Here is a 16,386-nt window from a genome sequence, read left to right on the forward strand (position 1 = left end):
GTGATGATAAAAAAAGTATTAATAGCCAATCGTGGGGAAATTGCTGTACGAATTATTCGTGCTTGTAAAGAAATGGATATTGAAACAGTTGCAATTTATTCAGAAGCAGATAAAGAGTCACTTCACGTACAGATTGCAGACGAGGCGTATTGTGTAGGACCAACGATTTCGAAAGAAAGCTATTTAAATTTGACGAACATTATTAGCGTTGCGAAGTTAACAGGCTGCGATGCTATTCATCCGGGATACGGGTTTTTAGCAGAGAATGCAGATTTCGCAGAATTATGCCGTGAATGTAACTTGATTTTTATCGGTCCAAGTCCAGAAGCTATTTCAAAGATGGGCACAAAAGACGTTGCTCGTGATACAATGAAAGAAGCAGGGGTTCCGATTGTACCAGGTTCACAAGGGATTATTAAAAATACCGAAGAAGCGATCGAGCTTGCTAATCAAATTGGATATCCAGTTATTATTAAAGCGACTGCAGGTGGCGGCGGAAAAGGTATTCGTGTTGCACGCCATGAAGAAGAGCTTATAAAAGGAATTCAAATTACACAGCAAGAAGCTAGTACCGCTTTTGGGAACCCTGGTGTATACTTAGAAAAGTACGTTGAAGATTTCCGCCATGTTGAGATTCAAATAATGGCAGATACACACGGAAATGCCATTCATTTAGGAGAGCGTGATTGTACAATTCAGCGCCGTTTGCAAAAACTACTAGAAGAAAGTCCATCACCTGCACTTGATGAAGATATTCGCAAGCAGATGGGTGAAGCGGCAGTTAAAGCGGCGGTAGCGGTTGATTATACAGGTGCTGGTACGGTTGAGTTTATTTATGAATATAAAACGAAAACCTTTTATTTCATGGAGATGAATACGAGAATTCAGGTTGAGCATCCGGTTACTGAAATGGTAACGGGAATGGACTTAATTAAAGAGCAAATTCTTGTTGCTTCAGGAGAAAAGTTATCGTTACAGCAAGAAGAAGTACAATTTAATGGTTGGGCAATTGAATGTCGAATTAATGCGGAAAACCCTGCCAAAAAATTTATGCCATCTCCAGGTAAAGTAGAAATGTACTTACCACCAGGAGGATTTGGTATTCGCGTCGATTCAGCTGTATATCCGGGATATTCAATCCCACCTTTCTATGATTCGATGGTTGCTAAATTAATTGTTCACGGAAAAACACGTGAAGAGGCAATTGCAAAAATGAAGCGCGCACTTAGTGAATTTGTCATTGAAGGCGTACATACAACAATCCCGTTCCATTTGCAATTGCTAGATCATCCTGATTTTGTAAAAGGTGAGTTTAATACGAAATTTTTGGAAGAGCATGAACTTGTGACGCAGTGATACATTAAAGGAGGTTTTTTTCATGGCTGAACATATGTTAGATATGGGTCAAGATACAACTCTTGGTAAAGTAGAAATTGCACCAGAAGTAATTGAAGTAATTGCAGGTATTGCAGCTGCTGAAGTAGAAGGTGTAGCGGCAATGCGCGGTAATTTTGCTACAGATGTTGTTGAGAAGTTAGGTAAGAAAAATCATGGTAAAGGTGTAAAGGTTGAATTAGCAAACGAAGATATTATCGTTGACCTTTATGTTGTAATGTATTTTGGTGTAGCAATTCCAGTTGTTGCACAAAAGATTCAAGACAATATTCGCCAAGCACTCTTTACAATGACAGGACTTGAGCCAAAAGAAGTGAATGTTCACATCGTTGGCGTAACATTCGAAACACAAAAAACAGAAATCGAACCAGTGTAAGAATGAAAAGGTGCCTAGTAACATAGGCATCTTTTTTATCGTTTCATTTCTTCACAAATTACAACCCTCTAATTATTATACTATTTCAAAAAATAAGAAATAAACAAGAAAATGTGTCGTTTTTCCAAAAAACGTACATTGTGATAAGATATGGAACTTGAAGTTAATCTTTTTATTATTTTTCAGCCTTGTAACCCGTGTGTGAAACGATAAATTGTGTTATTATCATTGTATTATAAGGTTGGAAAATCAATGAAAACTGTAAGAGTAAGTGAATTGACGGCTTATAAATTATAATAATATAACAAAGTATAAGGAAAGACTTGAAGCATAAAGGAGAGTTACAATGAAACGTAGGACGGCTAGAGAAAGAGCAATGCAAGCATTATACCAAATGGATATTACAGGTGAATTAGAACCGAAAGTAGCAGTGGAAAACACGCTGGATGAAGGCGAAGAAACAAATGAGTTTCTAGAGTCACTTGTAGTAGGTTTTGTAGAAAATAAAGAAGCAATCGATGAAGCGATTCGTCAAAACTTAAAAAAGTGGAAGCTTGAGCGTATTAGTATTGTTGATCGCAGTATTTTACGTGTAGCTGTGTATGAAATGAAGTACATGGAAGAAATTCCACACAACGTAACAATTAACGAAGCAATTGAAATTGCAAAAACATTTGGGGATGAGGAATCTCGTCGTTTTATTAACGGCGTTTTATCTAATATAAAAGATACACTGTAAATTCTTTAAGGGGGAATCTTAAAATGGTAGCAGTAATCATCAAAGGAAATGAAGTTGCGGAGAAAAAACGAGCACAATTAACAGAAGAAGTTGTGAAGTTGAAAGAGCAAGGTATTGTACCAGGATTAGCAGTTATTTTAGTTGGAGAAGATCCAGCATCTCGTTCTTATGTGAAAGGAAAAGAAAAAGGCTGTGAACAAGTAGGGATTTACTCAGAGCTAATTGAACTTCCTGAAACAATTACTGAGGAACGTTTGCTTGCTGAAATCGATCGCTTAAATGGCGATGACCGTATTAATGGCATATTAGTGCAATTACCTTTACCAAAACATATTGAAGAAAAAGCTATCATTGAAAGAATTTCACCAGAAAAGGATGTAGACGGATTTCACCCAATCAGCGTGGGACGTATGATGACGGGACAAGATACATTCCTTCCATGTACACCGCATGGTATTGTAGAATTAGTAAAAGAAACAAATCTTGATATTTCTGGAAAACATGTAGTAGTAATTGGAAGAAGTAATATTGTCGGTAAACCAGTGGGACAATTGTTTTTAAATGAAAATGCCACTGTAACATATTGTCATTCTAAGACGCAAAATATGAAAGAGTTATCGAAGTTAGCTGATATTTTAATCGTAGCTGTTGGACGACCTAAAATGATAACAGCGGATTATATTAAAGAAGGAGCGGTTGTAATTGACGTTGGTGTTAACCGTTTAGAAACAGGAAAACTTTGTGGTGATGTTGACTTTGACAACGTGTTAGATGTTGCGGGTTACATTACACCTGTGCCAAAGGGTGTTGGTCCAATGACAATCACAATGCTTCTTCATAATACTGTTGAATCTGCCAAACGTGCAGGTGTCGTTTGTAAATAATTTGAGTCGGCTATGAGGAGAGAGAAATGGAGAAGCAATATTTAACCGTTACAGCGTTAACACGCTATATAAAAACAAAAATAGAATATGATCCGCATTTGCAGTCTGTTTGGTTAAAAGGTGAAATTTCCAACTTTAAAAATCATAGCCGTGGCCACATGTATTTTACATTGAAAGATGAAAATGCAAGAATCGCAGCGGTTATGTTTGCGGGCCATAATCGTAATATTAAATTCAAACCTGAAAATGGGATGAAGGTACTCGTGAAAGGGAAAATCTCTGTTTACGAGGCGAGTGGTTCTTATCAAATTTATATTCAAGACATGCAGCCTGACGGAGTCGGGAATTTACATTTAGCGTACGAACAGTTAAAAGTTCGTTTAGAAGAAGAAGGACTTTTTTCTCAAGTTTATAAAAAAGCGATTCCTCCTTACGCTAAAACAATAGGTGTGATTACGTCGCCAACAGGAGCAGCGATTCGTGATATTATAACAACGATTAAACGTCGTTATCCAATTGGGAATGTTATTGTATTTCCGGTACTTGTACAAGGGGAGTCAGCGGCTCCCTCGATTGTACAAGCGATTCGTACAGCGAATGAAATGGGAGAGATAGATGTACTAATCGTTGGTCGTGGTGGAGGTTCTATTGAGGAATTATGGGCTTTCAATGAGGAAATGGTTGCAAGAGCAATCTTTAAGAGTGAAATTCCTATTATTTCGGCAGTAGGCCATGAAACGGATTTTACAATCGCAGATTTTGTTGCAGATTTACGCGCGCCAACACCGACTGCAGCAGCTGAGCTGGCAGCACCTAACATTATAGAGTTACAAGAAAAGGTATTACAAAGAACTCTGAGATTGCAAAGAGCAATGAGAGAGTTAGTACATAAAAAAGAAGAAAAACTACAAGTGTTGCAAAAATCGTATGCGTTCCGTTATCCAAGACAAGTATATGAGCAAAAGGAAGAGCAATTAGATAGAGCGCTAGAACAGCTTGTTTTAGCGAAAGAGCGCTATATTGATAAAAAGGTGAATCAGTTAAAGCAACTTTCATTTTATTTAGAGAAGCACCACCCATCTCAAAAAATTATGCAAACGAAGGTAGCTGTTGAAACGTTGCAAAAGCAATTACAACGTGAAATGCAAACGTTACTTCAAACGAAAGAATTTGCCTTTGTAAGAGCTGCTCAAAAACTTGAAGCGTTAAGTCCGCTTAAAGTAATGATGAGAGGGTACGGGCTTGTATATGATGAAGAGAAGCAAGTGTTAAAAAGTGTGAAAGATGTAAGCCTTGGAGATGCTGTTTCAGTTCAATTACAAGATGGAATACTAGATTGTAGCGTATCAGGCATAGAGGAGCGTGAATTGAATAATGGAAAATAAATTAAGCTTTGAAGAGGCAATTTCGCAACTTGAGCATCTTGTTTCTAAGCTAGAACAAGGTGACGTACCTTTAGAAGAAGCGATTTCTTATTTTAAAGAAGGTATGGAATTATCTAAGCTTTGTGATGAGAAGCTGAAGAATGTACAAGAACAAATGGCAGTTATTCTTGGGGAAGATGGAGAGCTTGAACCGTTTACTGCTTTAGGAGATGAAGCATAGTGACGATTGCTTTTGATACTTTTTTGAAAGAAAGTAAAACTTTCGTAGAAGAAAAACTTGTAAGCTATGCAAATGAATTACAATGTCCAAATGTACTTCGTGAAGCGATGGCATATTCTTTGGAAGCGGGTGGAAAACGTCTCCGCCCGTTACTTTTGTTTGCAACATTACAAGCGTTTGGGAAAGAAAGAAATCTTGGAGTAGGTGCAGCTTGTGCTCTTGAAATGATTCATACATATTCATTAGTTCATGATGATTTACCTTGTATGGATGATGATGATTTAAGAAGAGGAAAGCCCACAAATCACAAAGTATTTGGTGAAGCGATGGCAGTTTTAGCAGGAGATGGCTTATTGACGTATGCTTTTCAAGTTATTATGGCATATGAGCAAAAAGAAATTTCTGCCGAAAAAAAAGTAAGACTTGTACTTGAACTTGCAAAAGCAGCAGGACCAGAAGGAATGGTTGGCGGACAAGTGGCAGATATGGAAGCTGAAGGGAAACGCCTTACGATTGATGAATTGGAGTACATCCATAAACATAAGACCGGAAAACTGCTTGAATTTGCTGTACTTGCGGGTGCGATACTTTCTGATGCGACAGAAGAGCAAGAAGAAAAGTTGCTTACGTTTGCCAAATATATCGGTCTAGCTTTCCAAATTCGAGATGATATTTTAGATGTCGAAGGAACTGAAGAAGAGATTGGAAAACCGATTGGTAGCGATCTTTCTAATGAAAAGAGCACATATACAACGTTGTTTACTGTAGATAGAGCAAAGGATATTTTAGAAGAAACAATTGCAGAAGCAAAAGGTGCGATTAGTTCCTTGCAATTACAAGATGAATATTTACTATCTATTTGTGATTTGATTGCAAAACGTAATAACTAATATAACAGCGTTTTCATTTGTTGAGTCATTCATCATTTTATGATATAAATGTAGGAAAAGGTTTTTCTTTTCTTGTTATTGGCAAAAATATATGTAGATTACATTGCCGTTATCACTTCGTGTTAGCGGCTATTTTTTTCATCGCCTAAAGAAATATGGTTTATAATAGGATTAGGGCGCAATAGACTGGTTAATAGCGGGACAAGACGAAAAATAGAAAAGAGAATTTCTTGTTTTGTGTAAATGTTTTTTATAATATTTGACATGTTGACAGATTATGAAATGAAAGTGAGTGATCCATGTGGATCTAACGCAAATTCAAAACCCTAGTTTTTTGAAAGATATGTCTATCAGTGAACTAGAGGGATTGAGTGAGGATATTCGTAAGTTTTTAATTGAAGAGCTCTCTCAAACAGGTGGACATATTGCACCTAATTTAGGTGTAGTAGAACTCACAATTGCTCTGCACAAATTATTTGATAGCCCGCAAGATAAATTTTTATGGGATGTAGGACATCAATCCTATGTACATAAAATTTTAACTGGACGTGCGAAAGAGTTTGGTACATTAAGGCAATATCAAGGTCTATGTGGTTTCCCGAAACGTTGCGAGAGTGAGCACGATGTATGGGAAACTGGTCATAGCTCGACTTCGTTATCGGCTGCAATGGGAATGGCTCTGGCACGTGATTTAAAGAAAACGAAAGAATATGTTATACCAATTATTGGAGATGGTGCTTTAACAGGCGGAATGGCTTTAGAGGCATTGAACCATATTGGACATGAAAAAACAGACATGATTGTTATTTTGAATGATAATGAAATGTCAATTGCACCAAACGTTGGTGCGCTTCATAATGTGCTCGGTCGTTTACGTACCGCAGGAAAATATCACTGGGTAAAAGATGAATTAGAGTATATATTAAAGAAAATCCCAGCAGTTGGCGGGAAAGTGGCTGCGACAGCAGAGAAAATAAAAGATAGTCTTAAATATTTACTAGTATCTGGTGTCTTTTTCGAAGAGTTAGGCTTTACATATTTAGGTCCAGTCGATGGGCATGATTATGAAAAGTTATTCGAAACGTTGCAATATGCAAAGAAAACAAAAGGCCCAGTGCTTGTTCACGTTATTACGAAAAAAGGAAAAGGTTATAAACCGGCTGAGAGTGACGTTATTGGAACTTGGCATGGAACAGGACCTTATAAAATTGAATCAGGTGACTTCGTTAAGCCGAAAGAAGTTGCACCAGCATGGAGTGCTGTCGTTAGTGAAACAGTACTTAAGCTAGCGAGAGCGGATGAGCGTATCGTAGCAATTACACCTGCAATGCCTGTTGGATCAAAACTTGAGAAATTCCAAAAAGAATTCCCAGATCGTATGATTGATGTAGGTATTGCAGAACAGCATGCTACAACAATGGCAGCAGGTATGGCAACGCAAGGAATGAAGCCATTCTTAGCGATTTATTCAACATTTTTACAAAGAGCATATGACCAAGTTGTTCATGATATATGCCGCCAAAATTTAAATGTTTTCATCGGAATAGATCGCTCGGGATTAGTAGGAGCAGATGGTGAAACGCATCAAGGCGTATTTGATATCTCATTCTTACGTCACTTGCCGAATATGGTGCTTATGATGCCGAAAGATGAAAATGAAGGGCAACATTTAGTTTATACGGCGATGCAATATGAAGATGGACCAATCGCATTGCGTTATGCTCGCGGTAATGGACTTGGCGTTCATATGGATAAAGAATTAAAGGCGATTCCAATCGGTACGTGGGAGACGTTAAAAGAGGGGACACAAGCAGCTATTTTAACGTTTGGTACGACAATACCAATGGCAATGGAAGCAGCTGAGCGTCTTGAAAAAGCTGGGGTTTCAGTGAAAGTAGTGAATGCTCGCTTTATTAAACCAATGGATGAAGCATATTTACATGATCTTCTAGGAAAGAATATACCGATTTTAACGATTGAAGAAGCTTGTTTAATCGGTGGTTTTGGAACAGGAGTAGTTGAATTTGCATCTGAAAATGGTTACCATAGTGCATTAGTTGAACGAATGGGTATTCCAGACCGCTTCATAGAGCACGGAAGTGTAACAAAATTATTAGAAGAAATTGGTTTAACGACAGATGCTGTTGTAGACCGTATTCATACAATGATTCCATCAAAACAAAAAAGGGCGTAACAAATGAGCGTAAAAAAAGAAAGAGTAGATGTACTATTAGTAGAGCGAGGACTTATAGAAACGCGTGAGAAAGCAAAGCGCGCCATTATGGCCGGACTCGTATATGCAAATGAGATGAGACTTGATAAGCCAGGAGAGAAAATCTCGCAAGATACTGAGATTACGGTGAAGGGACAAGTTATGCCGTATGTAAGTCGTGGTGGTTATAAACTTGAAAAGGCATTAGAGACATTTCATCTTGATTTACAAGATAAAGTTATGATAGATATTGGTTCATCAACTGGTGGCTTTACAGATTGCGCGCTTCAAAATGGAGCGAAATTATCTTATGCATTAGATGTAGGATACAATCAACTAGCGTGGAAATTACGTCAAGATGAGCGTGTTGTTGTAATGGAACGAACAAACTTCCGTTACGTGACACCAGCAGACTTAGAACGTGGTTTACCTCAATTTGCAAGTATTGATGTTTCATTTATATCATTAAAGCTTATACTGCCAGTTTTAAAAACAATGCTTATGCCTAACGGAGATGTAGCAGCGTTAATTAAACCGCAGTTTGAAGCTGGAAGAGAGCAAGTTGGGAAAAAAGGTATCGTTCGTGATAGAAAAGTACATGAAGCTGTTGTAGAAATGATTGTCGAGTTTGCTTTAAAAGAAGGCTATGATGTGGAAGGTTTAACATTCTCACCAATTACGGGTGGGGATGGTAATATTGAATTTTTAATTCATCTGAAATGGCATGGTGAACGTGAGAATGGCGAAAATCATTCTCCGATTTCTATAGAGCAAGTTGTTACAGAAGCGCATGACGTTCTAAAACAAAAAGGGAAAGGGGAATAACATATGTTGTTCCTCTTTTTGCTGTAATTGTATAATGATTGTAAAAACAATTGTGTACAAGAAACGAATTATAAGTTAACATAAATAAGTGAAGTATACCAATGTTTAAACTATGGTAAGAGATAGTGTGAGGTGCAAATGTATGAATAAAGGTCAGCGCCATATTAAAATCAGGGAAATTATTGCAAACAAAGAAATTGAAACACAAGATGAATTAGTTGATATTTTACGTAATGAGGGATTTAATGTAACGCAAGCAACAGTATCGCGCGATATTAAAGAACTGCACTTAGTGAAGGTGCCATTACATGATGGGCGCTATAAATATAGCTTGCCAGCAGATCAACGATTTAACCCGTTACAAAAATTAAAACGAAATCTAGTGGATTCATTTGTAAAATTAGACACGGCAGGACATATGCTTGTGCTAAAAACATTGCCTGGTAACGCTCATTCACTTGGAGCACTTATTGATCATTTAGAGTGGGATGAGATCATCGGAACCATCTGTGGTGATGATACTTGCTTAATTATTTGCCGTACACCTGACGATACAGGTGTTGTCTCTGATCGTTTCTTAAATATGTTGTAACAAAAAATCTTGTTTGCTTTCCATCGTAAAGTGGAAAGTGAACAAGATATTTTTATTGGTTAAAAATATGAATTTTCAATTGTAATATAATATTTTGTTTGCATAAAGTTAAAAAATAGATGGATTGACCCGTAAAACAAATGTTTGGTACAATGAAGCGGGTTAGAAGAGTATATACATACAAATATATAGCATGATTATTTGAATGAAGAACTGAGAAAATCCTTTAGTAAGGGATTATTTTATAACGAGGTGAATGGGGCATTGTTATCGGAATTATCGATTAGAAACTTTGCTATTATTGAAGCATTAAATATTTCTTTTCAAAAAGGTTTAACGGTTTTAAGCGGTGAAACAGGGGCCGGAAAATCGATTATTATTGATGCAATTAGTTTACTTGTAGGTGGCCGTGGGTCAGCAGAATTTGTTCGATATGGAACAGAAAAGGCTGAGATTGAAGGGCTATTTTATGTTGAAGATGAGAAGCATCCATGTATTGAAAAGGCAGAAGAGTTAGATATAGAAATAGAAGATGGTATGATTATTTTAAAGCGTGATATTGCTGCGAACGGGAAGAGTGTATGTCGTGTAAATGGGAAGCTTGTTACACTTAGCATATTAAAAGAAATTGGGAAAACACTTGTTGATATTCATGGACAACACGAAACGCAAGATTTAATGAATGAAGAACGACATCTGTTTATGCTTGATCACTTTGATGGGGATCGAATCGTTAAACAATTAGACATATATCAAAACGTATACGCTGACTATGAAAAATTAAAAAAACAATTGAAATCGTTAAGTGAAAATGAGCAACAAATGGCACATCGCTTAGATTTAATTCAATTTCAGCACGAGGAAATTCGCAAGGCGGATTTAAAGATGGATGAAGAAAATGAATTAACTGAGGAACGATTGCAAATTTCTAATTTTGAAAAGATTTATAAAGCGTTAGGTGATGCATATCGTTCTTTAAGTGCCGACGGACAAGGATTAGATAATGTAAGAAGTGCAATGGGGCAAATGGAAAGTATTACACATTTAGATGAAGTGTATCAAGAGAATCATGATTCAATTGCAAATAGCTATTACTTATTAGAAGAGGTTGCCTATCAACTGAGGGAAAAGCTCGATATGATGGAATATGATCCAAATCGTTTAGATGAAATTGAAACACGTTTGAATGAAATTCGTATGCTAAAGAGAAAATATGGAAATAATGTAGAAGAGATTTTAGCGTATGCTGATAAAATTGAACAGGAAATTTTTACCATTGAAAATAAAGACGTTCATATTGAAACGACGAAGAAACAGTTGAAGGAATTAGAAAGTGTTATTATGAAAGAAGCAACGTTGTTAAGTAATATGCGTCATGAGCTTGCAGAACACCTTACAAATGCAATTCATCAGGAATTAAAAGAATTATATATGGAAAAAACGAAATTTGAAGTGAGAATTATGAAGAGAGAAGGAAATGCAGAAGAGCCCCTTGTGGAAGGTGCGCCGGTAAGACTTACGGCGGATGGTTACGATCATGTGGAATTTTATATTTCAACGAACCCAGGAGAGCCGCTAAAACCACTTTCAAAGGTTGCTTCTGGCGGAGAGTTATCTCGTATCATTTTAGCTTTAAAAAGCATTTTTTCTAAGCATCAAGGGGTTGCATCTGTTATTTTTGATGAAGTGGATACGGGTGTAAGTGGCCGGGTCGCACAGGCTATTGCGGAAAAAATTTATCGAGTATCAGTAAACTCGCAAGTACTTTGTATTACGCACTTACCTCAAGTAGCTTCAATGGCAGATTCACATTTATTTATTCGAAAACAAGTAGCGAATGATCGGACAATTACATCAGTTACTGTTTTAACTATGGAGGATAAAGTAACAGAAATAGCTCGAATGATTTCTGGTGTGGAAATCACAGATTTAACGACAGAGCATGCGAAAGAATTACTTACGCAAGCGCATCATTTTAAACAGACAGCAGAGGCTATCCAGTAATGGATAGCTTTTTTTCTCAAATGACGATTTCTTAATTCTTCCGGTTATAAATAAAGCACTGCAAGGAGAGATTAAAAAGTGAAGCCAAGAGGCTGAATGTGGGGTAGGAGCGAGGAGAGTGAACAAGTTGAAATTAGAAAAATTTCGAAAAATAATAGGTCTTTGTCTCCTTGTTTCTTTAGTTTTTATTGGATGTTTTAAACCGCTTCGAACGTTTATTTCATCACCGAAACAACTTGTTGTTTTTGAAGGACAACAATCAGAAATATCATCATTACCAGTTTTCAAAGCTTCATCCACAAATCGTCATGTATTTACAGTGAGTTCGAATGAACAAAAACAAGGACTTATGGTAAATTCTCATCAAAATGGTGAAGCTGATATGGTATTTCAGCTTGCTGGTTTTCCAGTGAAAAAAGTAAATGTGAAAGTGTTAAAAGATTTTAAAGTGATTCCAGGTGGACAATCAATTGGTGTGAAATTAAATACAAAAGGTGTACTTGTTGTAGGCCATCATTTAATTCAAACTGAAAAAGGTAAAATATCTCCTGGTGAAACAGCAGGTGTACAAATTGGAGATATGATTACTGAAATTAATGGTAAAACAATTGAAAGAATGAGTGATGTAGCACCGTTTATTCATAATAGTGGAGAAACAGGTGAACCGCTTAATCTTGTATTGTTAAGAGATGGAAAATATATTCGTACGAAGCTAACTCCACAAAAAGACAACGGTGAATCGTCTTATCGAATTGGCTTGTATATCCGTGATTCGGCAGCTGGAATTGGAACGATGACATTTGTTCATCCAGATTCTATGAAATATGGGGCACTTGGTCATGTTATTTCTGATAATGATACGAAAAAGCCGATTCAAGTCGAAGATGGACAAATTATGCGCTCGACAGTTACATCAATTGAAAGAGGTAGTCATGGGAATCCAGGGGAGAAATTAGCAAGATTCTCACCAGACCGTGAAGTGATTGGCAATATTACAATTAATAGTCCATATGGTATTTTTGGAAAATTAAATACGAATATGAAAAACGGTATAATGGATAAAGCAATGCCTATCGCATTATCTCATCAAGTAAAAGAAGGACCGGCAAAAATATTAACAGTTATTGATCAAGATAAAGTAGAAGCGTTTGATATTGAAGTTGTTAGTACAGTGCAGCAAAAATTCCCAGCCACAAAGGGTATGGTAATAAAAGTAACAGATAAACGTCTATTAGCGAAAACGGGCGGTATCGTACAAGGAATGAGCGGAAGTCCAATTGTACAAAATGGAAAAGTAATTGGTGCTGTTACGCATGTATTTGTAAATGATCCAACATCAGGATATGGTGTTCATATTGAATGGATGTTACATCAAGCTGGAATTAATATTTATGATCAAGAGAAAAAAGCGAGCTAATATATATTATTAGCTCGCTTTTTCTGTTGAAAAATTCGTTGAAATTTTGTAAAAGCTCCGCAAGAGGTGTTTTTTGTTGTAAAATAAAAGGAAAGGGTTGAACGTTTCGTTGTATTTCTATGATGGAATGTGTTGCGAAAGGGAATAAATGAACGATAAACATATTTTTTTGTGATTTTATCGGAAAGTAAGAAACTTTAAAAGGGAATTTTCACACAATTGTCGAACAATTCATGTAGCCTAGAAGGATACACATGTCGGAGAATCGATTCGGTAAGGGAGGAAAAGCTGTGGAGAAAATTAAAGTATGTCTTGTGGATGATAATAAAGAACTAGTATCAATGTTAGAGAGCTATGTAGCCGCTCAAGATGATATGGAAGTAATCGGTACTGCTTATAATGGTCAAGAGTGTTTAAACTTATTAACAGATAAGCAACCTGATGTACTCGTTTTAGACATTATTATGCCACACTTAGATGGTTTAGCTGTATTGGAGAAAATGCGACATATTGAAAGGTTAAAACAGCCTAGCGTAATTATGTTGACAGCATTTGGCCAAGAAGATGTGACGAAAAAAGCAGTTGACTTAGGTGCCTCATATTTCATATTAAAACCATTTGATATGGAGAATTTAACGAGTCATATTCGTCAAGTGAGTGGTAAAGCAAACACTATGATTAAGCGTCCACTACCATCATTCCGATCAGCCACAACAGTAGATGGAAAACCGAAAAACTTAGATGCGAGTATTACGAGTATCATTCATGAAATTGGTGTACCCGCTCATATTAAAGGATATATGTATTTACGAGAAGCAATCTCCATGGTATACAATGATATCGAATTATTAGGATCGATTACGAAAGTATTGTATCCAGATATCGCAAAGAAATATAATACAACAGCAAGCCGTGTGGAGCGCGCAATTCGTCACGCAATTGAAGTAGCTTGGAGCCGTGGGAATATTGATTCTATTTCGTCCTTATTCGGTTATACAGTATCCATGTCAAAAGCAAAACCTACGAATTCTGAGTTTATCGCAATGGTTGCGGATAAGCTGAGACTTGAACATAAAGCTAGTTGAGAGTAAAAGTAGTAAGGGATTTAAGCTTTAGTAAAGCTTAATAATTCTTGAAATTGATACTCGCTATCAAATTTAAAACCAATGAACTTTTTATTTAAAGACCAATGAATGTTATAATTCGTTGGTCTTTTTATTTTGTTGAGAAAAAGAGATTATTTGATAGTATGGAAAATAAAACCTATTTTTAGTAATATTACATGTAAGTGAGTTTTTTATAAGGCAATAAAATAGATATAGATAGGGAGAAGGGGAATGGAAAATAAAATTTTAACTTGGCTAGGAATAGTAGCAGCTATGGGAGTTCTTGCTATTGCAGTTACATTTGGAATGTTAGAACTTGCAGATAATCCCGTAGATAAAGAAGTGAGTGCTCAAATAGATAAAAAAGAAGACCAAACAATAGTAGGTAGAGAGGTAGATGGGGTCTTTGTTGATGTGTATGTTACTGAAAATTCTACTGAAAGCGAAGTCATTACAGCGATGCATCGCATGACTCATCAAAAAGTGGTGGCAGAACGAAAATCGGGCTCTATCCCAATGATTCAAAGTAATACTAAAAAATTAAAAGAAATTATAAATAAGAGTAGCTTTGCGAAGAAAAATGAACTTTTAGCAATTGCTGATAGATGGGCGAAAAAAGATTTTAGTAAAATTGTAGAAGATCACAATTATTTCTCAGATGCTCAAGAAGATAGCGTTTGTAAAGCAACTAGAGCAATGGATACGTTAGAAGAGCAACATTATATTTTAACTACATTCGGGGAGGAAAAAGCGAAAGAACTATACGAATCAGGGGATGCTCCGCACGTTCAATAAAAAACAATATAAAGGGCTTCTAGTTTTTTATGATCGTGTTTTTAGGACGCAATGGGGACTTATAAATAAATGGTCTGCTTTCTTTATGACGTGTAACAAAAAAGAAAAGATGTGATTCATTATTAAATGATGAAGGAACGGCTAAATCACATCGTAGTACATCTGTTAAAGGATTTTAGTAGGAAAGGCATCCGTGATATAATAGAAAATAATAAAAAGTCCTGCAAAAAACAGGACTGTATTATTCTTCGTCTTTATTTTGTTTTTCTAATTCAACTAGTTTTTGAATTAAAATGTGCTGCGGCATATGCATGAGTTGTTCAAGTGGAACACCTAGTGCTTTTGATAAGCGGACTGCAGTATCTGGAGAGATTTGTAATGGTCTCATAGAAGTACCTCCTTTTTCGTATAGTATAGCATAAGATTGGGGGAGTGAGGATGACTCTTATATTTGCACATCGTGGTGCGGCTGGAACGTACCCAGAAAATACAATGATTTCATTTGAAGCAGCTGAGTCTTTTAGAGCAGATGGAATTGAACTTGATGTTCAATTAACGAAAGATGGAAAAGTTGTCGTCATTCACGATGAAACGGTGGACCGGACAACAAATGGAAAAGGTGCGGTTCGGAATTATGTATATGAGGACTTATGCAAGTTAGATGCAAGTTATAAATTTGGTGATAAAGTAGGTTTTTGTAAAATACCACTTTTAGAAGAGGTATTAGAATGGCTTGAACAAACGAGTTTGCTACTTAATATTGAACTTAAAAATAATAAAATTCCATACAGAGGTTTAGAGGAAGAAGTTATAACGCTTGTACGGAAATTTAGTCTAGAGGATCGTGTTATATTTTCTTCGTTTAATCACTACAGTATGAAACGGTGCCATATGATGGCTCCTGATATTCAAACAGCAATTTTATATCGCGAAGGTTTGCATAGTCCGTGGGCATACGCGAAAAAAATGGGGGCTACAGCAGTACATCCGAATTATCGTTATCTTCAAGATGCTATTGCCGAACTAACGATGGAAAGTGGTGTAGAAGTTCGACCTTATACAATTAATGAAGAAACGCTTATGCGTAAATATTTTGATATGAATATATCGGCGATTATTACTGATTACCCTGAAACGGCAAGAACGTTATTGCCAATAAAAAAATGAGACCGCGTGTAACGGTCTCATTTTTTTATTTATAAATAGTGGGGCATTCCTATCTTCTAAAGCGAGCTTGTACTTTATTTCGTTTGCGATCTCGGTGCAAGACGAAGCCACCAAAGATATAAAACCCGAGCGCGAAGCAGAGAGCGCCGATTAAAAATTGTAACCATAGTATGGAAATTGGTGGAAATAGAATCCCGAATACAGTATCTCTCATTAACTTTATACCAAACACAGCTAATGAAATAGGGATGAGTGCTAATAGTAGAGCAACGTAACGCTGCATACATAACGCTCCTTTTCAGATTATTTCGTATATTTTAATGATGTTATACGGAAAGGGGGTTTGTCAAGAGGGTGCTGAACGAGTAAGATAAGGGTG

The 16,386-nt window shown here is 36.5% G+C and carries 17 protein-coding genes; 15 read left to right on the plus strand and 2 right to left on the minus strand.

All coding sequences use genetic code 11. The features are described 5' to 3' along the window. Positions 1–3: 3 nt before the first annotated feature. The 14 genes from accC to QO049_RS09175 all read left to right on the plus strand — a co-directional run bounded on the left by accC (position 4) and on the right by QO049_RS09175 (position 14,840). Positions 4–1,356, plus strand: a complete 1,353-nt coding sequence (accC, locus tag QO049_RS09110) for an acetyl-CoA carboxylase biotin carboxylase subunit (RefSeq protein ID WP_000592870.1) — start codon at positions 4–6, stop codon at positions 1,354–1,356. A 22-nt stretch (positions 1,357–1,378) separates the two neighbouring features. Beyond that, a complete protein-coding gene (locus QO049_RS09115; protein ID WP_000807630.1) occupies positions 1,379–1,771 on the plus strand; it encodes an Asp23/Gls24 family envelope stress response protein in 393 nt (130 codons plus the stop codon). A 346-nt stretch (positions 1,772–2,117) separates the two neighbouring features. Next, entirely contained in the window at positions 2,118–2,510 is a 393-nt protein-coding gene (gene nusB / locus QO049_RS09120; RefSeq protein WP_000830247.1) for a N utilization substance protein NusB, read from the plus strand. Positions 2,511–2,533: 23 nt separating this feature from the next. After that, entirely contained in the window at positions 2,534–3,394 is an 861-nt protein-coding gene (gene folD, locus QO049_RS09125) for a bifunctional methylenetetrahydrofolate dehydrogenase/methenyltetrahydrofolate cyclohydrolase FolD (RefSeq protein ID WP_000226732.1), read from the plus strand. A gap of 26 nt (positions 3,395–3,420) precedes the next feature. Continuing rightward, on the plus strand, positions 3,421–4,779 hold the full coding sequence (gene xseA, locus QO049_RS09130) for an exodeoxyribonuclease VII large subunit (RefSeq protein WP_000415249.1): 1,359 nt from the start codon (positions 3,421–3,423) through the stop codon (positions 4,777–4,779). Then, positions 4,769–4,999 (plus strand): exodeoxyribonuclease VII small subunit, encoded by a 231-nt coding sequence (xseB, locus tag QO049_RS09135; protein WP_000428423.1) that lies wholly within the window; start codon positions 4,769–4,771, stop codon positions 4,997–4,999. Before xseA ends, xseB begins: the two co-directional genes overlap by 11 nt. Further along, positions 4,999–5,889, plus strand: coding sequence for a (2E,6E)-farnesyl diphosphate synthase (gene ispA, locus QO049_RS09140; RefSeq protein ID WP_000150374.1), 891 nt, complete (start codon positions 4,999–5,001; stop codon positions 5,887–5,889). Before xseB ends, ispA begins: the two co-directional genes overlap by 1 nt. A 301-nt stretch (positions 5,890–6,190) precedes the next feature. Then, the gene (gene dxs / locus QO049_RS09145) at positions 6,191–8,083 is read left to right on the plus strand and encodes a 1-deoxy-D-xylulose-5-phosphate synthase (protein WP_000366454.1); all 1,893 of its coding nucleotides are present in this window, start codon (positions 6,191–6,193) and stop codon (positions 8,081–8,083) included. A gap of 3 nt (positions 8,084–8,086) precedes the next feature. Continuing rightward, a complete protein-coding gene (locus tag QO049_RS09150; protein ID WP_000111874.1) occupies positions 8,087–8,926 on the plus strand; it encodes a TlyA family RNA methyltransferase in 840 nt (279 codons plus the stop codon). Between the two features lie 142 nt (positions 8,927–9,068). After that, complete coding sequence (argR, locus tag QO049_RS09155; RefSeq protein ID WP_001032580.1) at positions 9,069–9,518, plus strand: arginine repressor ArgR; 450 nt, start codon at positions 9,069–9,071, stop codon at positions 9,516–9,518. 264 nt (positions 9,519–9,782) lie between these two features. Next, entirely contained in the window at positions 9,783–11,522 is a 1,740-nt protein-coding gene (gene recN / locus QO049_RS09160) for a DNA repair protein RecN (RefSeq protein WP_000947765.1), read from the plus strand. 118 nt (positions 11,523–11,640) lie between these two features. Next, complete coding sequence (gene spoIVB / locus QO049_RS09165; protein ID WP_002000940.1) at positions 11,641–12,939, plus strand: SpoIVB peptidase; 1,299 nt, start codon at positions 11,641–11,643, stop codon at positions 12,937–12,939. Positions 12,940–13,229: 290 nt separating this feature from the next. After that, entirely contained in the window at positions 13,230–14,024 is a 795-nt protein-coding gene (gene spo0A, locus QO049_RS09170) for a sporulation transcription factor Spo0A (protein WP_021727703.1), read from the plus strand. A gap of 252 nt (positions 14,025–14,276) precedes the next feature. Beyond that, the gene (locus QO049_RS09175; RefSeq protein WP_246961192.1) at positions 14,277–14,840 is read left to right on the plus strand and encodes a PRK06770 family protein; all 564 of its coding nucleotides are present in this window, start codon (positions 14,277–14,279) and stop codon (positions 14,838–14,840) included. Between the two features lie 241 nt (positions 14,841–15,081). Here QO049_RS09175 and QO049_RS09180 read toward each other — a convergent pair whose 3' ends face one another. Further along, complete coding sequence (locus QO049_RS09180) at positions 15,082–15,228, minus strand: YycC family protein (protein WP_001247671.1); 147 nt, start codon at positions 15,226–15,228, stop codon at positions 15,082–15,084. Positions 15,229–15,278: 50 nt separating this feature from the next. On the opposite strand from QO049_RS09180, the gene QO049_RS09185 reads away from it, so the two are divergent. Beyond that, complete coding sequence (locus QO049_RS09185) at positions 15,279–16,007, plus strand: glycerophosphodiester phosphodiesterase (protein ID WP_000172580.1); 729 nt, start codon at positions 15,279–15,281, stop codon at positions 16,005–16,007. A gap of 49 nt (positions 16,008–16,056) precedes the next feature. Here QO049_RS09185 and QO049_RS09190 read toward each other — a convergent pair whose 3' ends face one another. Continuing rightward, positions 16,057–16,290: a DUF2627 domain-containing protein gene (locus tag QO049_RS09190; protein WP_001190210.1), complete on the minus strand. Its 234-nt coding sequence runs from the start codon at positions 16,288–16,290 to the stop codon at positions 16,057–16,059. Positions 16,291–16,386 lie beyond the last annotated feature (96 nt).

Origin of the sequence: Bacillus sp. RB3 (assembly GCF_030164735.1) — a bacterium.
GTDB lineage: Bacteria > Bacillota > Bacilli > Bacillales > Bacillaceae_G > Bacillus_A > Bacillus_A cereus.